The sequence below is a fragment of the Pantoea sp. BRR-3P genome, from assembly GCF_039621635.1.
In the GTDB taxonomy this organism is placed as follows: Bacteria; Pseudomonadota; Gammaproteobacteria; order Enterobacterales; family Enterobacteriaceae; genus Pantoea; species Pantoea floridensis.
In genome coordinates, this window is sequence record NZ_CP155066.1 from 1 (window position 1) to 20874 (window position 20874).

Here is a 20874-nt window from a genome sequence, read left to right on the forward strand (position 1 = left end):
TATAGCCGCAGGTTATACCCCGCTACTAAACAAGCATTCGTCACCTTTTCTTCTGCATGAAATAGTCAGCTCAGGCCCTATAAACCGTCTGAAACGAGAAACATCATGCTGATCCCTCAACCTTATTTACTCTTCCTCGGCGACGTTACCGATCCATTGGCCGCTAAAACCGCGCGCGGCATTCAGGTATGGCGACCCGAGCAGTGCGTTGGCGAAATCAAACTGCCAGGCTGCACCGTTAGCCTTGGCCTCGAAGAACTGGATATCGCCGCCGCCAAAGCGCGCGGCGCCAAAACGCTGGTGCTTGGCACCGCCAATGCCGGTGGTTACCTGCCAACACACTGGCTCGACACGGTGAAAAGCGCCATTGCTGCCGGGATGAACGTCGCCAGCGGCTTGCACCACCGTTTAGTCGATGAACCGGAATTGGTCGCGTTAGCAGAAGCGCAAGGGGTTAAGCTGTTTGACCTGCGCCATATGCGTCCAAAACTGAACGTGGGAAGTGGTAAAAAGCGTACAGGTAAGCGAGTGCTTACTGTTGGCACCGACTGCTCGGTGGGCAAAATGTACACCTCGCTGGCGCTGGAAGCGGCGATGCGCGAACGCGGCATGAAAGCCGATTTCCGCGCTACCGGTCAGACCGGCATTTTAGTGGCAGGCGAAGGGATTGCGATTGACGCGGTGATTGCCGACTTCATCGCCGGTGCGGCCGAAGCATTGTCGCCTGCCAATGATGCCGATCACTGGGATATCGTTGAAGGCCAGGGTTCATTGTTCCATCCCTCTTACGCTGGCGTCAGTATGGGACTGATCCACGGTGCCCAGCCGCATTGGCTGGTGATGTGTCACGAAATGGGCCGTCCGCATATGCGTCATCTGCCGCATCAGCCGATGGTGAGCCTGAAGGATTGTGTCGAAGCCAACCTGCGCGCGGCGCACGTCACCAGCGAGGTTGTGCAACTGGCCGGTTTTGCCATCAACACCTCGAACTACAGCGAACAGGAAGCGCGCGCCTACTGCAGTGAAATCAGCGCTGAATTCGGCGTGCCGGCCACCGATCCGGTGCGATTTGGCATGGCGGATATCGCCGCGCTGCTGCAGGAGCGTGGCTAACATGCGGCGCATGCAGATTGAAGTGCTGGAGCTGCCGCTGGCGCGTCCATTTGCCATCTCGCGCGGCACGCGTACGGCGGTCACAGTGATTCGCGTGACGCTGGAGCAGAACGGCTTCATTGGTCGGGGCGAATGTACGCCAACGCCGCGCTACGATGAAACGCCGGAAAGCGTCAACGCTGAACTGGAAACGCTGCGCGCCGACATTGAAGCGGGCTTGAGCCGCCTCGATCTGCAAAGCCGTTTGTCTGCGGGTGCAGCGCGTAATGCGCTGGACTGTGCGCTGTGGCGCCTGGATGCCGCGCTGGCGAAGCACACGCTGTGGCAACAGTGCGAACGTGCTCAGCCGCCCTCGGTGATTACCGCCGAAACTCTCAGCCTCGATTCCATCGAGAACATGGCCGCCGCCGCTGCCGATGCAGTATCGCGCGGTGCCATCCTATTGAAAATCAAACTTAATCGCGACGAGATTCTTGAAAAAGTCGCGGCGATCCGTCAGGCCGCGCCGCGCGCTACCTTAATCATTGATGCCAATGAAGCCTGGTCGGGCGTCGATCTGCCCAGCCTGCTCAATGCGCTGGTTAGCTACAACATCGCGATGGTCGAGCAGCCGCTGCCGGCGGGCCAGGATCAGGAGCTGCAGCGGTTTGCGCACCCGATTCCAATCTGTGCCGATGAGAGCTGCCACACGCGAGAAGACATCGCGCCGCTGCGCAATCGCTACGAGATGATCAACATCAAGCTGGATAAGTGCGGCGGGCTCACCGAAGCGCTGGCGATGGTGGAAGAGGCGCAGAAGCGCGATATGCGGCTGATGGTGGGCTGCATGCTCGGCTCATCGCTGGCGATGGAGGCGGCGCTGCCGGTGGCGATAGCCGCCGAACATGTCGATCTCGATGGCCCGATCTGGCTGGCCGCCGACAGCTCGCCGTTCCTTTCTTACGCTCAAGGCCGAATCTGGCTGTAACCCGCACGCGGAGCAACGATGACGGACACTTTACTTACCCCCTACGCCGCCAGCGTTGCCGGTTCTGAGCCGGTGCTCGCGATTCAGGATCTCAGCGTCAGTTTTCGCGGCCGCAGCGGCGAGAATCAGGCGCTGAAGGGCATCAGTTTTAACATTCATCAGGGCGAAATTGTCGCCGTGGTGGGCGAAAGCGGCTCGGGAAAATCGGTCACCTCGCTGGCGGTGATGGGCTTACTCGCCGCCTCTGGCCGTATCGATCGCGGCAGCATGCAGTTTCGCGATCGTCAGGGCAAAGCCCATCAACTGGCCAGCCTTACTGAAGCTCAGCGGCGCACTTTGCGTGGCCGTGAGATGGCGATGATTTTTCAGGAGCCGATGACCTCGCTCAATCCGGTATTACGCGTTGGCGATCAGCTAACTGAAGCGCTGCGTGACCACCAGATTTGTGACAAAAGCCAGGCCGAGGCGCGCGCGCGTGAGTTATTACGTCAGGTGCGTATTGCCGATGTGGATCGCGTGATGAAAAGTTATCCGCATTCGCTGTCGGGCGGCATGCGCCAGCGCGTGATGATTGCCCAGGCGCTGGCCTGCGATCCGCAGCTGCTGATTGCCGATGAGCCGACCACCGCGCTGGACGTTACGGTGCAGGCGCGCATTCTGCACATCCTGCGCGACCTGCAGCGCGAGAAGCAGATGGCGGTGCTGTTTATCACCCACGACATGGGCGTGGTGGCCGAAATCGCCGATCGCGTAGTGGTAATGCTGCGTGGCGAAGTGGTTGAGCAGGGCACGGTCAGCGACATCTTCAGTGCGCCGCAGCATCCTTACACCAAAGCATTACTCGCCGCAGTACCGAAACTCGGCGATATGCGTGAACACGCGTGGCCGCAGCGCTTTCCGTTGTTGGGCAGCGAGGCCAACGATCGCAGCGAGCAGCGCACCGCGCGCTACGATGAAACGCCGCTGCTGGATGTGCGTGGTCTGAAAGTGTACTACCCGATTCGCAGCGGCATTTTCTCGGCGCTGACCCATCAGGTGCACGCGGTGGAGCAGATCGATTTCAGCCTGTGGCCGGGCGAAACCCTGGCGATTGTCGGTGAAAGCGGCTGCGGTAAATCCACCACCGGGCGTGCGCTGATGCGGCTGATTAACAGCGACGCCGACAGCATCCATTTTCAGGGCAATGAAATCGCCAACCTGAAAGAGGCACAGTTTCAACCGCTGCGCCGTGAAATTCAGATGGTATTTCAGGATCCCTACGCCTCACTTAATCCGCGTTTGACGGTTGGTTTCACCATTGCCGAGCCGCTGCTGCTGCACGGCATGGTGAAGTCGCTGGACGAGGCCTCGCCGCAGGTCGATGCGCTGCTAAAAAGCGTGGGACTGCTGCCGGAACATGCGCGGCGCTATCCGCACGAATTTTCCGGCGGCCAGCGCCAGCGTATCGCCATTGCGCGCGCTATGGCGTTGAAACCCAAGGTGATCATTGCAGATGAAGCCGTTTCGGCGTTGGACGTGTCGATTCAGGCGCAGGTGGTCAATCTGATGATGGATCTGCAACAGCAAACCGGCGTGGCGTGGATTTTTATTTCGCATGATATGGCGGTGGTAGAACGCATTGCTAACCGCGTGGCGGTGATGTATCTCGGCCAGATTGTTGAGCTCGGGCCGCGCCAGTCGGTGTTCAACCAGCCACAACATCCTTATACCCAACGTCTGCTGGCCTCGGTGCCGGTAGCCGATCCTCAGAACCGGCAACCCCGCACTTTCGAAGAGAGCGACATCCCTTCGCCGCTGCGCAAGGTGGGAGAAACGGTCATCAAACCACGTTATCGCCAGGTTGCTCCGCAACACTGGGTCGCTGACTGTGTTTCGCGCTAACCCTCAATACCAGGAGATTTCATGAACCCGATTTTCCGCCGTACGGCGCTTGCGCTGGGATTGACCCTCTCGCTGGCCGCTGCTGCTCAGGCACAGGATCTGCGCATTTCGATGTATGCCGATATCACCGGCCTCGATCCGCACGATACTTCCGACAACGTCAGCTACTCGGTGCAGAGCGGCATCTTTGAGCGCTTGTTCCAGTTCGATGCACAGATGAAGCTGCAGCCGTGGCTGGCCACCCGCTACACCAGCAACGACAGCGCCACTGAATTTACCCTGACGCTGCGTAAAGACGTCACTTTCCAGGACGGTACGCCGTTTGATGCCGAAGCAGTAAAAGCCAACCTCGATCGCCTCGCCGATCAGAAAAAAGGCCTCAAGCGCAACAGCCTGTACAAGATGATTGAGAAGGTCACGGTGCTGGCGCCGGACCAGGTAAAAATCGAGCTTAACCAATCGTTTGGTGCCTTCATCAACACGCTGGCGCATCCGTCGGCGGTGATGTGGAGCCCGGCAATCCTGAAGCAATATCCGGAAGAAGCGCAGCTGCGCCTGCATCCGGTGGGCACCGGCCCGTTCAAATTCGTCAGCTGGCAGCCGGGTAAAGCTGTCAGCTTAGCGAAGTACGACGGCTACTGGCAGAAGGGCTGGCCGAAGGTGGATAACGTGATCTTCTCGCCAAGTCCGGAAGATGCCACGCGCGTCGCGGCACTAAAATCGGGGCAGGTTGATGCGATCTGGCCGCTGCCGTCGGATCTGATCGCCACCGTGCAGAGCGACAGCAAACTGGCGATCCAGCGCGATCCGAGTATTTACCTCTACTACATGGCGATCAACACCCAGCACAAGCCGCTGAATGATGTCCGCGTGCGTCAGGCGATCAACTACGCCATCGACCGCGATCTGTGGCTGAAAGTGGCTTTTGCCGGCATGGGTAAACCGGCCAGCTCGGCGATTCCGCAAGGCGTGCAGTTCTATCAGAAGCAGAGCGCGCCGAACTATCGCTATGCGCCGGATGAGGCCAAAGCGCTGTTGAAGGAAGCGGGTTATCCGAACGGCCTCGACCTGAAACTGTGGGTCACCAACGCCACCGCCAGCGTGCGTGCCGCGCAGGTGCTGAAAGCGCAGCTGGCAACGGTGGGCATTCGCGCCACGGTCACGCCGATGGATTCTGGCACGCGCAACGCCAAACTGTGGGGCGTGAAAGACCCGAAACAGGCGGAATTTGACCTCTATTACGGCGGCTGGTCCACTTCAACCGGTGATGCCGACTGGGCGCTGCGTCCACTCTATGCCACCGAATCCTGGGTGCCGACCTCTTACAACGTTTCGTACTTCAGCAATGCCGAAGCCGACAAAGCGATTGCCGGAGGTTTAGCCACCGCCGATCCGGCCAAACGTGGCGAGGCATACGCTGAAGCGCAGAAAGTGTTGTGGAAAGAGGCACCGGTGGCCTTCCTCGGCACGCCAGACAATCTGGTTGGCAAGCGCAGCACGCTGAGCGGCGTGTCGATGCTGCCGGATGGCAACTTCCTGTTTAATCAGGCGGCGTTTAAGTAAAGCCCTCACCCTAACCCTCTCCCGCAAGCGGGAGAGGGGACGAATAACTCCCTCTCCCGCTTGCGGGAGAGGGCTGGGGTGAGGGCCAGCGAGCACCATCCCCAAAATAAAGGAACCGCATGTTCGCATACATCATTCGTCGACTGCTGGAGATGATCCCCGTACTGCTGGTGGTCTCGCTGCTGGTCTTCGGCTTCATCAAGCTGCTGCCCGGCGATCCGGCGCGCATCTACGCCGGGCCGGATGCGCCTTTAGCCGCGGTGGAAGCTGCGCGCCAGCATCTCGGACTTAACGATCCGCTACCGCAGCAATACATCAACTGGATCGGCGGCCTGCTGCGCGGCGATCTTGGCGTCACTTATCGCACCCAGCAGCCGGTGCTGGAAGTGATTAAACAAGGCTTTATGCCGACGATGTGGCTGGCGCTGGCGGGTTTTGCCTGGTCGGTGATTCTGGGGTTATTCCTCGGCGTGTTTGCCGCGCTGAAACGCGGTAAATGGCAGGACTGGACGTTGATGAGCGTCGCCGTGGGCGGCATCTCGATGCCGACCTTCTGGCTGGGCCTGCTGCTGATCCAGTTCGTCGCCATGCCGTTTGGCCTGTTTTCGGTCAGCGGCTTCAATCAACCCAGCGACATCGTATTACCTGCCATCACGCTCGGTTCATCGGTGGCGGCGGTGATGGCGCGCTTCACCCGCTCGGCGTTTCTCGAAGTGGCGCAGGAAGATTACGTGCGCACCGCCAAAGCCAAAGGGCTGCGTAATCGGCTGGTGACGTGGAAACACGTGATGCGCAATGCATTGATCCCGGTGATCACCATGCTCGGCTTGCAGTTTGGTTTTCTGCTCGGCGGATCGATCGTGGTCGAAAGCGTCTTCAACTGGCCGGGATTAGGCTGGCTGTTGATCGAGTCGATCAAGGCGCAGGATCAGCCGGTGATCCAGGCGTTAGTGATGCTGTTCGTGTTTGAATTTATTGTGATTAACCTGCTGGTCGATCTGCTGTATGCCGTGGTCAACCCAGCGATTCGCCTGCGACAGGAGCCGTAATGAGTCTGCAATCTCTGCCTGCCCACGCGCAGGAGGCGATCCGTTCGCCGTGGCGTGATTTCCTGCACGCGCTGGTGCGTAATCCGCTGGCGCTGGTCTCCGGCGGTTTTGTGCTGCTGCTGGTGCTGGTGGCCGTCTTCGCACCGTGGCTGGCGCCCTGGGATCCAATGGCACCGGACTGGATGGCGCTGTCATCACCGCCGTCCAGCACGCACTGGATGGGCACCGACGAATTGGGCCGCGATCTCTTCAGCCGCATCATCTTTGGTGCACGCATTTCGCTGTACGTTGGCGTGCTGTCGGTGACGCTCGGCATGATAGTCGGCGTGCTGCTGGGCCTGCTGGCGGGCTATTATGGCCGCTGGATCGATATGCTGATTATGCGCGGCTCCGACGTGCTGTTCGCCTTTCCCGGCATGCTGCTGGCGATTGCGGTGGTAGCGATTCTCGGGCCGGGACTGAATAACGTCATCATTGCGGTGGCCATCTTCAGCGTGCCGGTGTTTGCCCGCATCGTGCGTGCTTCCACGCTGTCGTTAAAGCAGGCGGCGTATGTCGAAGCAGTGCGCTGCGCCGGCGCGCCGGATCGCGTGATTCTGCTGCGCCATATTCTGCCAGGCACGCTCTCGAACGTGATTGTCTATTTCACCATGCGTATCGGTACCAGTATTCTCACTGCTGCCGGGCTGAGTTTTATCGGCCTCGGCCCTGAACCCGATGTGCCGGAGTGGGGCAATATTCTGGCGATGAGCCGCAGCATGATGATGGCTGGCTTGTGGCACGTCAGTGTGTTTCCGGGTCTGGCGATATTCATTACCGTGCTGGCGTTTAACCTGCTGGGTGACGCGCTGCGCGACACGCTCGATCCTAAACTGAAGAGCTAAGTATGGATTTTCAACAACAACAGCGCGATCTGCTGCTGCAACGCTGGCGCAGCGAGCGCCAGCTGGGACAACCGCGCAGCGTTAGCGGTGCCACTAATCGCATCAGCGATGTGCCGGGCGTACGCGTCGGACATTACACGCTGGCGGACGGCGAGCGGCAAACCGGCGTCACCGCTATTGTGCCACCGGGCGACAATCTGTTTACCCAGCCATTGCCGTGTGCGGCGGCGGTGTTCAACGGTTTCGCCAAGCCGGTTGGCCTGGTACAGGTCGAAGAGTTGGGCGTGCTGCAGACGCCGGTTTTGCTCAGCAACACGCTGGCGGTGGGCACGCTATTTACCACGCTGGTGCGCGATGCCATCAGCCGCAACCACGAGCTGGGCCGCAGTTTGCCGACGGTCAATCCGCTAGCACTGGAGTGCAACGACGGCTGGCTGAATGACATTCAGGCGCTGGCCATTACGGAAGCCATGGCGCAACAGGCACTGGATAACGCCACCGCCGATTTTGACCGCGGCAGCGTTGGTGCCGGGCGCGGCATGAGCTGTTTTAGTTTGAAAGGCGGCATCGGCACCGCATCGCGCCTGATTCCGTCGCTCAATGCCACGCTTGGCGTGCTGGTGCTGGCGAACTTCGGCGCGTTGACCGCACTGACGCTGGATGGCGTGCGCCTTGGCGAGATGATTGCGCCGCTGCTGCCGGAACTGACGCCGCAGCGCGATGCCGGTTCCATCATCATTATTATGGCGACCAATGCGCCGCTTGATGCGCGGCAACTGAAGCGCGTCGCCAAACGCGCAGGTGCCGGTTTAGGGCGTTTGGGCAGCTATTGGGGCCACGGCTCGGGCGATATTGCTGTGGCGTTTTCCACCCAGCCCCGGCCACAACCGCCGGAAGAATCCACGCTGGAACCGCTGCTCGCCGCCGCCGCCGATGCCACCGAACACGCGGTGCTGGATGCCTTGCTGAGCGCCGAAGCCGTCACCGGTTTCCGCGGGCATTATCGTCCGTCGTTAAGCGACGTTTTGTATCGATTGGCGCTGTCGTCCCGGTCGGCATAAATGCCGACCCTACAAAAAACACCACAGGCCCGTAGGGTCGCCATTCATGGCGGCCTCTGCTAATAACCGCACGGAACCCCAACCTCATGAAAATCTTCATCTCAGCCGATATCGAAGGCATCGCGGGCGTGATGCGCTCGGAACAGTGTTCACCTGGCCACGCGGAATATCAATTGGCGCGCGGACTAATGGAACAGGAAGTGAATGCCGCCATCGACGGTGCCTTTGCCGGGGGCGCCACCGAAGTGGTGGTGGCCGACAGCCATGCGCAGATGACCAACCTGCGCGCGGAAAATATCGATCCGCGTGCGCGCATGGTGCAGGGCAAACCGCGCGGTTTATCGATGGTGGAAGGCATTGAACAGCAGCCGTTTGATGGCCTGTTCTTTATCGGCTACCACAGCGCGGCGGGCGAGCCGGGCGTGCTGGCGCACACCATCAACGGCCGCGCGTTCTGGCGTATTCACATCAACGGCAAGGTGATGGGCGAAAGCGACATTTATGCGGCCGCGGCGGCTGAACAGGGCACGCCGCTGTGGCTGGTGAGCGGTGACGATCAGCTTAAAGGCTGGATGGCGGAACACTATCCCTCGGTGGATTACGTCTGCGTGAAACGCGCCATCTCGCACACCTGCGCCGAATCCATCAGCCCGCAGGCGGCGCAAAACGCCATTCGCGCAGCGGCGACCGTCGCCGTACAGCGTAAACGGCAGGTCAGCACCACGCGCCTGAGCGCGCCTTATGAGATGCAGCTGCAGGCCAGCAAACCGGTGCTGGCGGATCTGTTCAGCCTGATTCCCGGCGTGACGCGCATTGATGCGGTGACCGTCGGCTATCGCGCGGATGAGATGAACACGCTGATCGGCCTGCTGAGCGCCTTCTCCTATCTGGCGAGCACGCAGTCGTAATTGCGCATTAATGCGCACCCTACGACGTTGCCACATGCAACACGTAGGGGCGCCATTTATGGCGACCGCTAAATCAGCAGGTCGGTCCGCATCTCCTGCTGAATTTTGCTAACCTGCGCGCAATTTATCTATAACAACGAGGCAGTCATGCAGCTCTGCAGTTTTTATCTTATTGACCAGCAAAGAAAAAGTTACGGTATTGTGCAGCAGGAAGGCGTGATTGATATCGGTGCGCGCCTCGGTGCGGACTGCCCGGATCTCAAAACGTTACTGCAACGCGGCGCGTTGAGCGATCTTGATGCCTACCTGGTGCAACCCGTTGATCATCCGTTTAGCGCCATTCGCTTCCTGCCGGTAGTGGAAAATCCGGGCAAAGTGTTCTGCGTTGGCATGAACTACGCCGACAAACGCAAAGAGTTTGCTGAGACGATTGAAGCGCCCACGCTGTTTGTGCGTTTTGCGGATTCGCTGGCGGCGCACGAACAGCCGCTGCTGAAACCGGCCACTACGCAGGAGTTTGATTACGAAGGCGAACTGGCGGTGGTCATTGGCAAAGCGGCCTATCAGGTGAAGGCCGCCGATGCGTTGCAGCACGTTGCTGGCTATAGCTGCTTTATGGACGCCACGGTGCGCGACATGCAGTTTACCTGGTTCACCGCCGGTAAAAACTGGCAGCAAACCGGGGGGTTTGGGCCGTGGATGACCACCGCCGACGAGATCCCTGATCCACAGCAGCTGGCAATTAAAACCTGGCTGAATCAGCGCGAAGTGCAGAACGATACCACCGCCAGCATGGTGCATCCGGTGGCGAAGATCATTGAGTACATTTCAGCGTTCAGCCCGCTGTCGCCAGGCGATGTGATCATCACCGGTTCACCGGGTGGCGTGGGCAAAAAGCGTACGCCGCCGCTGTTTATGTTCCCCGGCGATGAGATTGAAGTGGAGATCGAGAAAATCGGCCGCTTGCGTCACCGCGTGGTCTGAATGCGGTCGCCATTAATGGCGACCCTACGACAGAATCGAGCCGGTCTTGTAGGGTGCGCATTAATGCGCACCTGGTTTAACGGCTAAACCTCACCACCCGGCTGCGGTTCAACATCAACTGCAGCGTGTCGCCTGCGCGCGCAATCACAAAACGCTTCTCCCACGGTCCATCCTGCGCGGTGGCCAGTACGCGATCGCCACCTAACGACTGTAACCGGGCGCGAATCGCCGCCGGACCGATGCCCATCAGCAAGCTATCACCTTCAACCACCAACTCGCTGCGCCACTGCGGCGCGAACCAGCGGCCCTGCAGATTATCGAGGCTGGCTTGGTCGGGCTGCACCGGCACAAAACGTCGTGCGGCATGGCCAATTTCACCGACAATCGCCGCGCCCTCGTGACGCAACTGCATCGGAAAGGTGCTGGAGAGCGATACCGCATCGTCGTGCGCATCATCGCGCCACAGCGTTTCGCCGGCGCCAAGCCAGGTGGCCGTCACGCCCTTGATCTCCAGCCAGTCGGCAGCATTTTCCGCCACATAGAGTCCGGGCGTTAAATCGTGTCCTTTCTCCGGCAATTCGCGATTAAGCAGCGCCGCCATCACGCGCAACACGCTTTCGGAAGTGGTGACATCTTCGCGATTGGCGACCAGCGCCACGCCGATTTTCAGCTCCGGATGCAGCAGAAAATAGCTCTTATAACCGGCGTGCGAACCGCCGTGGCCAAACAGCGTCTGGCTGCCAAGCGTCGAGCTGGTAATGCCCAAACCGTAACCGCTGGTGCGACCATCATTGAGATTGCGCGGTGCAGTCAGGCGCTGCAGCACGCCCGCGCCCGGTCCGCTATCGGCCAGCAGGCTTTGCAGCCAGCGTGTGAGATGATTGAGGCTGCCGGTTACGCTGCCCGAAGCCGAGAGATGCAAACCGGCGCTGGCGAGCTGCCAATGGTCGCCGTTTTGCCAGTAACCCGGCGCTAAACCTGGCACGATATCGAACCAGCTTTCCGGCGCAATCAGGTTGATATCCAGCGGATCGCTGATGTACTGCTGCAGCAAATCGTTGAAGCGTACGCCTTTGGCTTTTAGCGCTTCTTCCACCAGCCGGTAGCCGGTGTTGGTGTAAGAGATTTCGCTGCCGGGCTGATAGTTGAGCTCGCCTTCACGCGCGATAAAATCCAACAGGTCGGCGGCGCGGGTGGCGTTGTACACCGACAATCCCAGCAGCGATAAGGTTTCGCGCACGTCCGGCAGGCCGCTGCTCATGTCCAGCGCCTGGCCAACGGTAATCTGCCCGTTGGCGCCGCTGAGCTGCGGCAGATGCTGCGCCAGCGTGTCATCAAGCTGCAGATAGCGGCGGCCGGGGCCGGTTACCAACGCGGCAAAGATATGTTTGGTGATGGAGGCGAAGCGCACCACGCTGTCGGCGCTGAATGGCGTTTGCTGCGCCAAATCGGCCAGGCCAGCGCAGTGGGTGGCGTGAATCTGCTGCGCATCAAACAGCACGATTGCGCCGCCCGGCGCGCCCGGCTGCTGCCAGCTCTCGGTAATCTGTTGTGCGATATCCGCAGCGTGTTGCCAGTTAGCGGTCATGCCGGTTCCTCCAGCGTCATGCTGAGATCGAAAAGTTGGGCGGTATGCGGATGCTGGATGCGTCGCGCGCGCAGATCGTCGGCGCTCAACTGCTCCACCATCTCGCCGTGCTGCATCACGCCAATGCGCTGACACAGGTGCGTTACCACCGCGAGGTTATGCGTCACCATAATGTAGGTGAGTTTGCGCTCGCTGCGTAGATCGCTGAGTAAATTCAGGATTTCGGCCTGCACCGACACATCCAGCGCGGAGGTAGGTTCATCCAGCAGCAGCACTTCCGGTTCGGCGATCAGCGCGCGGGCAATCGCTACGCGCTGGCGCTGGCCGCCGGAAAGCTGGTGCGGATAGCGGAAACGCACCGCCGCCGGCAAACCCACTTCGCTTAACGCCTGGCTGATGCGCTGCTCGGCGCGATCGAGCTGATGCACCAGCAGCGGTTCGTGCAGGATACGATCGATGGTCTGGCGCGGATGCAGCGAACCAAACGGGTCCTGAAATACCATCTGCACCTGACGATAAAAAGCGCGGCTGCGTTTGGCGCTGAGCTGCATGCCGCCAAACAGCATGCTGCCTTGCCAGTCGGCATTCAGCCCGGCGAGCGCACGCAGAATGGTGGATTTTCCCGAGCCGCTTTCACCCACCAGGCCAAAGCTTTCGCCGTTACCCACCGCAAAGCTGACGTTTTTCACCGCCGTGTGCGCACCGAAGGCGATGTGCAGGTTATCGATTTGAATCATGGATGCTCCGTGCGGGCATGGAAACGGTCGGCATGAATGCCGACCCTACAAAAACGCGCTGAACGATCGTAGGGGCGCCATTCATGGCGACCTGCCAATTATTCCCGCCATGCGGCATCGCGCTGCAATACGGGTAAACGCTCACGCGCATGGCGCAGCGATGGCAAACAGGCCAGCAAACCGCGCGTATAGGGATGCTGTGCCTGCTGCAGTTGCCCGGCGTCGAGCAGCTCGACGATGCGGCCGCCGTACATCACCGCCACACGATCGCAGAAGTGCGACACCAGCGGCAGATCGTGGCTAATCAGGATCAGCCCCATGCCGCGCGCCGACACCAGTTCGTCAATCAACTTAAGGATCTCGGCCTGCACCGTGGCATCCAGCGCGCTGGTGGGTTCATCGGCAATCAGCAGCTCCGGATCGGGTGCCAGCATCATGGCAATCATCACGCGTTGGCCCATGCCGCCCGATACTTCATGCGGATAGCGTTTCGCCACGGCAGCCGGATCGTGAATCTTCACCTGTTCCAGCAGCGCAATCGCCGCCTGCATCGCCGCTTTATGGCTGCCGCCTTTGTGCTCGCGCCAGGCTTCGGCAATCTGCTGGCCAATGGTCATCACCGGATTGAGCGAATACTTTGGGTCCTGCAGGATAAAACCGACGCGCTTGCCGCGAATTTTGCGCATCACTTTCTCGCTGGCACCGCGCAGATCGATGCCATCAAAGCGCAGTACATCAGCGCTGACCTCGGCATTGCCCGGCAGCAGCTGCATCAGGCTGCGCGCGGTGAGCGATTTGCCAGAGCCGCTTTCGCCAACAATCGCAAACTTCTCGCGGCCGACGCTAAAACTGACGCCGCGCACCGCTTCAAAGGTTTCGCTGCGCGAGCGGAAGGCAATGCGCAGGTTACTAATTTCCACCAACATTTAGCGCTCCTTAGGATCCAGCACGTCGCGCAGACCGTCGCCGAGAAAGTTGAACGCCAGCGACGTCAGGAAAATCGCGATACAGGGCATCAGTGGCACCCACCATTCACTGAACAGGAAACGACGCGCGGTGGCGATCATCGTGCCCCATTCCGGTGACGGCGGCTGCGCGCCCATGCCAAGAAAGCCCAGACTGGCGGCGGTGATAATGATGGAACTCATATCCAGCGTGACCCGCACAATCAGGCTCGGTACGCACAGCGGCATGATGTGGCGCAGAATAATGCGCAGCGGCGAAGCGCCGGTCAGGCGGCTGGCGGCGATAAAATCGCTATGACGAAACTGTAAGGTTTCGGCGCGTGCCAGGCGCGCATATGGCGGCCAGGAGGTGAGGGCAATCGCCAGAATCGCGCTCTCCACACCTGGCTTCAGGGCCGCGACAAACGCCAGCGCCAGAATCAAACGCGGGAAGGCGAGGAAGATATCGGTGATGCGCATTAACGCTTTATCGACGAAGCCGCCCGCATAGCCGGCGATGCAGCCAATCAGCAGGCCGAGCGGCGCGGTGAGCAGCACCACAGCGATCACCATGCCGAGCGTGGTGCGGCCGCCGTAGATAATGCGCGTCCAGACATCGCGCCCCAGTTCATCGGTGCCGAGCCAGTGCGCGGCAGAAGGCGCAGCGAGGCGGTTTTCCAGATGCTGCACGCCGGGATCAAAGGGTGTCAGCCACGGCGCAAACAGCGCCAGAAACAGCATTACGCTGATCACCAGCAGGCCGATCATCGCCAGCGGATTGCTGCGCAGGTTGAGCCACAGGCGATAGCGTCGGCCCCACACCGCCTGGCGGCGGTTGGCTGGCGTGTCGTCAAGCAGCCAGTCTCGAGAGAAGAAGATCATTTTACGCGCGGGTCCCAAAGTCGATAGAGAAGGTCAGCCAGCTGGTTGAGCAGCACGTACACGGTGCCGACCAGCAGCGTCGCGCCGACCACCGGATTCATATCGGCGTTCATCAGCGAGGTGGTGAGATATTGACCCAGCCCCGGCCAGGCGAAGACGTTTTCCGTCACTACCGCGCCTTCCAGCAGCCCGGCGTAGGTCAATGCCAGCACCGTCACCAGCTGCACCGCCACGGTGGGAAAGGCATGGCGCCAGATGACCCGGCGCGAGGATAGCCCTTTGGCGCGGGCGGTAATCACGAATTCGCCGCTCAGCGCATTCAGCATAAAGGTGCGCGTCATGCGCGTAATGTAGGCCATGCTGAAGTAGGCCAGAATCAGCACCGGCTGCGCCATGTGCGCCAGCGCATCCCAGAAGGCGTCCATTTCTCCCGCCAGCAGCGAGTCGATGGTGAGGAAGCCGGTCACCTGCGGCACCATATCCTGCCAGATAATGTCCTGCCGGCCGGGACCGGGCGCAATGCCGAGCACCGCGTAGAACACCAGCAGGCTCAACAGCGCCAGCACGAACACCGGCAGCGAATGGCCGGCGAGACAGATCACGCGAATGGTTTGGTCGAGCCACGAACCCTGACGCACCGCCGCCCATACGCCGAGAGGAATACCGATGAGCGCAGCGATAATGATGGCTGCGGTCGCCAGTTCCATGGTGGCGGGGAAGAAGCGCGCGATATCGGTGCTCACCGGATTGGAGGTAAGAATCGATCGGCCGAGATCGCCATGCAGCAGTTGATTGAGGTAGTGACCAAACTGCACGTAAAGCGGCTGATCCAGCCCCATTTCCGTCCGCACGCGCTCCACCACCGATTGTGGTGCGTTATCGCCGACCGCCGCCAGCACCGGATCGGTGGGCATGACGCGGCCGATGAAAAAGGTCAACACCGACAGGCCAAACAGCGTCAGCACCAGGCTTCCCAGGGTGCTGACGATTCTCTTCAGTAACGGCATCAGGCTTTTTTCACCTGCGCATACGGCCACTGCTCCAGCACGGTCATGTGCACATCCGCCAGGCCTTTGCGGGTGGCGACATTCTTGGTCTTCTGCATCATGAAAATGAACGGACTCTTTTCACGCCCCAGCTGCTGGATCTGCTGGTAGAGGGCAATACGTTTTGCCGGATCCGGCTCGTGCAGCGCCTGCTCGGTCAGTTTATTGAACTGTTCATCTGACCAGCTGCAGCGCCACGCCAGGGTACGCGCACGTGCGTTATCGCTGTTGTCGGTGTTGACGCAGAAGGCTTCGGTGTTGGAGTTGGGATCGAAGTAATCGGCGCCCCACACGGTGAGCGCCAGCTGATGCTGACGCGCGCGCATTTTGGTCAGCACCTGGCGGTTTTCGGCGGCGATCAATGACACTTTGATGCCAATCGCGCCCAGCTGGGTCTGAATTGCCTGCGCGATGTCCGGGTAAGGCTGCATCGAGTAGTGATCGAGAGTGATTTCGAAGCCATCCGGATAACCGGCTTCGGCCAGCAGCGCTTTGGCTTTTGCCAGATCGTTGTGGAATGGCGTATCGTCCAGCGCCGCCGGGAAACCGCTCGGCAGGAAACTCTGATGGGTGACAAAACTCATCGACAGAATGTTTTTCTGGATGCTGTCGTAATCCAGCGCCCACTTCAGCGCCTGCCACACCTGCGGCTTTTTCAGATACTGATTATTGGTGTTGCACGACATCAGCATGATGGCCGACAGCGATTGATTCACCAGCGCCACGCTGCTGTCGTTTTTCACCTGCAGCAGCTGTTCGGTGGTGAGGTCATACGCCGCATCGACATCGCCTTTCTTCAGCATCAGCGCCTGCGCCGCTGGGTCGGCGATATGTTTGAGGATCACGCGTTTGATTTTGCTCTGCGCGGCATATTGCGGGCTGAGTTCCAGAATCACCGTTTCGCTGGCATTCCAGGTGCGCAGCGTAAACGCCCCGGATCCGGCACTGTGCTGCTTCAGCCAGCCGTTGCCGAAATCGTTGTTCTGCTGATTCGCCAGACAAGCCTTCTTCGACACGATGCTGCCAACGGTCGCGGACAGGCAGTAAAGCAGGAAAGTTTCTGCCGCTGGCGCACCGAGTTTCATCTCCACGGTGTGGGCATCTTTCGCCGTCACCTGTTGCGTCACGTTATCTTTGGTGAAACCAAACTGGTTGATGATAAACGCCGGGCTCTTATCCAGCTTAACGATACGTTCAATCGAGAATGCGACATCTTCCGCGGTGAGCGGTGAACCATCGGCGAATTTCGCCGCCGGATCGAGATGGAAGGTATACGTGCTGTTATCGCTGCTGACGTCCCAGCTTTGCGCCAGCTGGCCAATTACTTTGTCGGCTTGTTGCGGATCGGGCGTGACTAAACGTTGATACAGGTTGCCGCAGATCTGGCCGCCGGTGGCTTCGAAGCTTTCATGCGGATCGAGGCTGGTGATGTTATCGAGCTGCATCGCTATCACCAGCATGCTGGGTGGCGTGGCGGCGAATGCGGAATTCAGGCTGAGGTAGGAAACAACAGGTACGGCAGTGCATCCTGCAAGAAAACGTCTTCTGGTAACCATGTAAACTCCCAACTGATTGATAATTAAAATAAAAAATTGTTATTTTGCGTTTTTATGTCTTGACTTTCCTGGCGTGCGGGAGGATTAATACCGGCACGAAGCCTTTTGTTTCACACGCCCTTTTTTGGTGCAATTTGCTCCGCCAGCTGGCAGTGCTGCGCTTTCTCCCGAACATGGAACTGAACAACATGTCTGATGCGACAACCTTCACCATTCCGGTTTTTGATGGCCATAACGATGTGCTGAATAAACTCTGGCAGCACCATCAGCCGGACGCAGTTAAGGCATTTTTTACGGGCACCCACAGCGGCCAAATGGACTTCCCGCGTATCCGTCAGGGAAATATGTTAGGTGGCATTTTCGCCACCTGGGTGCCGTCCCACCCTCTGATTGCAAGAAGTGCGCCAGACCTCGCAAATTTTCCGCAGGAAATTATCAGCGCTGCGCGCGACGCCACCTTTTCCATGCTGGCGCTGCTGCTGCGCATTGAGCAGGCCTCAAATGGCCAGGTGAAGATTTGCCGCAGCGTGCGCGATATTCGCCACTGCATGGCTCACAACGTGTTAGCGGTGGTGATGCACGTGGAAGGCGCCGAAGCGCTGGATAGCGATGGCGAGCTGCTTGATATCCTCTACGCCAGCGGTTTGCGTACGCTGGGGCCGCTGTGGAGCCGTCCGAATCAGTTCGGCGACGGCGTGCCGTTCCTCTATCCTTCTTCTCCAGACATCGGCAACGGTCTGACGGCAGCGGGCAAGCAGCTGGTGCGTGACTGTAATCGCCGCCGCATCATGGTCGATCTGTCGCACATGGATGAGAAAGGCTTCTGGCACACCGCCGAAATCAGCGATGCACCGCTGGTGGCGAGCCACTCCAACGCGCATGCGCTAAGCGCGCAGTCACGTAATCTCACCGATCGCCAGCTGGCAGCGATTGCCGAAACCCACGGCTTTGTCGGGGTTAACTTTGCAGTGCCGTTCCTGCGCGAAGATGGCGATCGCCATGCGCCGACCGGCGTTGATGCCATCGTGCGTCACGTCGAGTATCTGCTGGAAAAAGTCGGTGAAGATGGCGTTGGATTTGGTTCGGATCTCGATGGCGCAACCATGCCGGGCGACCTGAAAGACGTGGCCGGATTCCCGCTGCTGGTGCAGGCGCTGGCGGCACGCGGTTATTCACGCGCGCTGCTGGAGAAGATTTGCCACGGCAACTGGCTGCGCGTACTTGAAGCCACCTGGGGCGAATAACCATGCGGCTGCGGCATATTGAAGTGTTTCAGGCGATTGTGCAGACCGGCAGCATCAGTGCGGCGGCGCGCCTGCTTAATGTGTCGCAGCCGAATGTTAGCCGGGTGCTGAATCACGCCGAGCAGCAGCTTGGCTTTGCCCTGTTCGAACGGCGTGCGCAGGGGATGGTTGTTACCGCAGAAGGGCGGCGCTTGCTGCCGGAAGTGGAAGATATCTATCAACGTTTACAGTCGATTACCCAATTGACCGAACAGCTGCGGCGCGGCGAAGGGCAAACGGTGCGCGTTGGCGCCGCGCACGCATTTGGTCAGATGGTATTGGCACCGGCGCTGGTGAACTGGCGACAACAGGCGGCGTCGGTTAGCGTCGAGTTGGTGACCGAGCACTTCAGCACGTTGTGCCGCATGATCATGGATAATCAGCTCGATTTCGCGCTGGTGTTTGGGCAGCAGGTGGAGGCGGACTTACTTGCCGAGCCGCTGTTTCAGTCATCGATGGTGGCGCTGCTGCCGCGCCATCACACCCATCATGAGCCGGTGACGCTGGAGTGGCTGTGCGCCAACAACCTGCTGATGATGCAGAATCAGGATCCGCTGGGTCGGGTACTGCACCGCGCGCTGCGCGATAAGGGGCTGAATCCAGCGGTATCGCTGTCGATCAAAACCTATTCGGTGATTGCCGATATGGTGCTGGCGGGCGGCGGCGTGGGAATTGTTGATCTGTTCACCGCCTGTCGTTATGCCGACCAGCTCAAGCTGCTGCCGGTGGCGCAGCCGCTGCCGTTTGAAGTGATGTTAATCAGTCGCCGCGATCGGCCGCAGTCGCAGTCCACGCTGCAGCTGAAACAGGTGATTCGCAACAAGCTGTGGGAGATTGCCCGGCAGTGTGAATCGCAGTTTTTTACCCGCCCGGCATAACGCCTATTGCTGGTGCGCATAAATGCGCACCCTACAAAACCCGTAGGATCGCCATTCATGGCGACCGTCCTGCATCCGGCTCTGCATCAAATCCCATCTGTAATCGGTTTACGTACCAGCAGCAAATACGCCAGCGCCCCCACCACCGTCACACCGGCGCAAATCATCAACGCCAGGCTAAATGATTTGGTGGTATCCAGCACCCAACCGGTAATCACCGGGGCGAACGAGGCGAACACGAAGCTGGCGAAGTTCTGGATGCTGCCGACCGATGCCGTCATGCGTGCCGTGACGTTGGCGTGAATCAAACCCCAGCACGATGTCCCGGCAAAGTGGATGCAGAACAGCGCCATACCAATCAGCGTCACCGCACTGGTGGTGTCGGTGGCACGGGTGACAAACGCAGTAAACGCGGCGGACAGCAACATGCCGCTGACGATGGAGATCTTACGCACCTTCACTGCATCGTGACCGCGACGCACCAGCGCATCCACCACATAACCGTTCAGCAGCATGCCCGCCGCGCCGAACAGGAAAGGAATCGCCGCCAGTAAACCGGTGCTTTTCAGGTCGAGGTTATAGGTGGATTGCAGATAGCCCGGCAGCCACGCGATATACAGCCACGCGGTGTAGTTGATGCCGCTGAAGCCAATCATCATGCCCCACATGGTGCGCTGCTTGAACAGGCCGCGCCACTCGGCAAAACTCAGCGGTTCCTTGCGTGATGCCACGCTGCCCGCCTGCAAATAGTGAATCTCTTCACCGCTCAGTTTGCTGTTGTCGCGGTCGCGGTACATCAGATACCAGCCGATGGCGAGGAACATGCCCAGCACGCCGATGGTAATGAACATGCCGCGCCAGCCCATGACCATCATCATCGCCGCCAAAATAGGCGGCGCGATGGATAAACCAATCATCGAAGCGGCGTTAAACATGCCCATCGGCATGCCGCGATCTTTGATGTTGAACCAGTCGTTAATCACCTTCACGCCGCACGGGTTCATCGGCGCTTCACCAATCCCCAAACCGATGCGCACGAAAATAAACTGGGTGAAGTTATGCACCAAACCGGCTGCGGCCTGGAACAGCGACCAGAAGAACATGCCAATCGCCAGCATAATGCGTGGCCCTTTGCGATCCAGCAGCGCGCCACACGGCAGCTGTGCCAGGCCGTAAGCCAGGGAAAACGCCGAAAGCAGTAAACCAATCTCGGTCGCGGATAACCCCAATTCGCCGCGGATGGTCATGTTGGCGACCGACAGCGAGCTGCGATCGAGATAGTTGATCATGGCGGCAAACAGCAGCAGCAACATGGCGGTGACCTGAATCTTTTTGATGCGCGGCGAGCGCACTACATCACCGCGTGCCGGGATAAAATCTTGCCCGTCAGCAGCGGGTTGTGGCGCATTTTCGCGACCACGAGCCGAAGTATTTTCCATTGCAACCTCCCGGATGTGAGTACTTATCGTTATGCGTGGATGTGGGATCCTGCGGCAGCGAAACGGTGCTGCCACAACGGATTGACTTCGAGACTAGAAGCAAACCGTTCG

Annotated in this window: 18 protein-coding genes; 11 read left to right on the forward strand and 7 right to left on the reverse strand. The window is 59.6% G+C overall.

Annotation, left to right across the window (positions count from 1 at the left end; genetic code table 11):
- The first annotated feature begins 105 nt into the window (after nt 1–105).
- From dgcN to AAGR08_RS00045, 9 genes are all read left to right on the forward strand, one after another.
- Nucleotides 106–1113 carry an N-acetyltransferase DgcN gene (gene dgcN, locus AAGR08_RS00005; RefSeq protein WP_345827807.1) on the forward strand — a complete coding sequence of 336 codons (1008 nt, stop codon included), beginning with the start codon at nt 106–108 and terminating at the stop codon, nt 1111–1113.
- Nucleotide 1114: 1 nt separating this feature from the next.
- Nucleotides 1115–2080 carry an N-acetyl-D-Glu racemase DgcA gene (dgcA, locus tag AAGR08_RS00010; RefSeq protein ID WP_345827809.1) on the forward strand — a complete coding sequence of 322 codons (966 nt, stop codon included), beginning with the start codon at nt 1115–1117 and terminating at the stop codon, nt 2078–2080.
- An 18-nt stretch (nt 2081–2098) separates the two neighbouring features.
- Nucleotides 2099–3961 (forward strand): ABC transporter ATP-binding protein, encoded by a 1863-nt coding sequence (locus AAGR08_RS00015; RefSeq protein WP_345827811.1) that lies wholly within the window; start codon nt 2099–2101, stop codon nt 3959–3961.
- 21 nt (nt 3962–3982) lie between these two features.
- A complete protein-coding gene (locus tag AAGR08_RS00020) occupies nt 3983–5524 on the forward strand; it encodes a glutathione ABC transporter substrate-binding protein (RefSeq protein ID WP_345827813.1) in 1542 nt (513 codons plus the stop codon).
- A 119-nt stretch (nt 5525–5643) separates the two neighbouring features.
- Entirely contained in the window at nt 5644–6573 is a 930-nt protein-coding gene (locus AAGR08_RS00025; RefSeq protein ID WP_345827815.1) for an ABC transporter permease subunit, read from the forward strand.
- Nucleotides 6573–7457, forward strand: a complete 885-nt coding sequence (locus AAGR08_RS00030) for an ABC transporter permease subunit (protein WP_345827816.1) — start codon at nt 6573–6575, stop codon at nt 7455–7457. The genes AAGR08_RS00025 and AAGR08_RS00030 overlap by 1 nt, the downstream gene beginning before the upstream one ends.
- Nucleotides 7458–7459: 2 nt before the next feature.
- A complete protein-coding gene (locus AAGR08_RS00035) occupies nt 7460–8518 on the forward strand; it encodes a P1 family peptidase (RefSeq protein ID WP_345827817.1) in 1059 nt (352 codons plus the stop codon).
- An 86-nt stretch (nt 8519–8604) separates the two neighbouring features.
- A complete protein-coding gene (locus tag AAGR08_RS00040) occupies nt 8605–9426 on the forward strand; it encodes a M55 family metallopeptidase (protein ID WP_345827818.1) in 822 nt (273 codons plus the stop codon).
- A 147-nt stretch (nt 9427–9573) separates the two neighbouring features.
- Nucleotides 9574–10410 carry a fumarylacetoacetate hydrolase family protein gene (locus tag AAGR08_RS00045; protein ID WP_345827820.1) on the forward strand — a complete coding sequence of 279 codons (837 nt, stop codon included), beginning with the start codon at nt 9574–9576 and terminating at the stop codon, nt 10408–10410.
- 76 nt (nt 10411–10486) lie between these two features.
- On the opposite strand, the gene AAGR08_RS00050 is transcribed toward AAGR08_RS00045, so the two are convergent.
- The 6 genes from AAGR08_RS00050 to AAGR08_RS00075 all read right to left on the reverse strand — a co-directional run bounded on the left by AAGR08_RS00050 (nt 10487) and on the right by AAGR08_RS00075 (nt 17163).
- Nucleotides 10487–11998, reverse strand: a complete 1512-nt coding sequence (locus tag AAGR08_RS00050; RefSeq protein WP_345827821.1) for a serine hydrolase domain-containing protein — start codon at nt 11996–11998, stop codon at nt 10487–10489.
- Nucleotides 11995–12735, reverse strand: a complete 741-nt coding sequence (locus tag AAGR08_RS00055; RefSeq protein ID WP_345827823.1) for an ABC transporter ATP-binding protein — start codon at nt 12733–12735, stop codon at nt 11995–11997. Before AAGR08_RS00055 ends, AAGR08_RS00050 begins: the two co-directional genes overlap by 4 nt.
- Before the next feature lie 98 nt (nt 12736–12833).
- Nucleotides 12834–13661, reverse strand: a complete 828-nt coding sequence (locus tag AAGR08_RS00060; RefSeq protein ID WP_345827824.1) for an ABC transporter ATP-binding protein — start codon at nt 13659–13661, stop codon at nt 12834–12836.
- Complete coding sequence (locus AAGR08_RS00065) at nt 13662–14561, reverse strand: ABC transporter permease (RefSeq protein ID WP_097095698.1); 900 nt, start codon at nt 14559–14561, stop codon at nt 13662–13664.
- Nucleotides 14558–15568: an ABC transporter permease gene (locus tag AAGR08_RS00070; RefSeq protein WP_345827826.1), complete on the reverse strand. Its 1011-nt coding sequence runs from the start codon at nt 15566–15568 to the stop codon at nt 14558–14560. Before AAGR08_RS00070 ends, AAGR08_RS00065 begins: the two co-directional genes overlap by 4 nt.
- On the reverse strand, nt 15568–17163 hold the full coding sequence (locus tag AAGR08_RS00075; protein ID WP_097095700.1) for an ABC transporter substrate-binding protein: 1596 nt from the start codon (nt 17161–17163) through the stop codon (nt 15568–15570). Before AAGR08_RS00075 ends, AAGR08_RS00070 begins: the two co-directional genes overlap by 1 nt.
- 188 nt (nt 17164–17351) lie before the next feature.
- Here AAGR08_RS00075 and AAGR08_RS00080 point away from each other — a divergent pair, with 188 nt between their 5' ends.
- Nucleotides 17352–18407: a dipeptidase gene (locus AAGR08_RS00080; protein ID WP_345827829.1), complete on the forward strand. Its 1056-nt coding sequence runs from the start codon at nt 17352–17354 to the stop codon at nt 18405–18407.
- Between the two features lie 2 nt (nt 18408–18409).
- Nucleotides 18410–19324, forward strand: a complete 915-nt coding sequence (locus AAGR08_RS00085; protein ID WP_345827831.1) for a LysR family transcriptional regulator — start codon at nt 18410–18412, stop codon at nt 19322–19324.
- A gap of 86 nt (nt 19325–19410) precedes the next feature.
- On the opposite strand, the gene AAGR08_RS00090 is transcribed toward AAGR08_RS00085, so the two are convergent.
- Nucleotides 19411–20763 (reverse strand): MFS transporter, encoded by a 1353-nt coding sequence (locus AAGR08_RS00090; protein WP_097095703.1) that lies wholly within the window; start codon nt 20761–20763, stop codon nt 19411–19413.
- Nucleotides 20764–20874 lie beyond the last annotated feature (111 nt).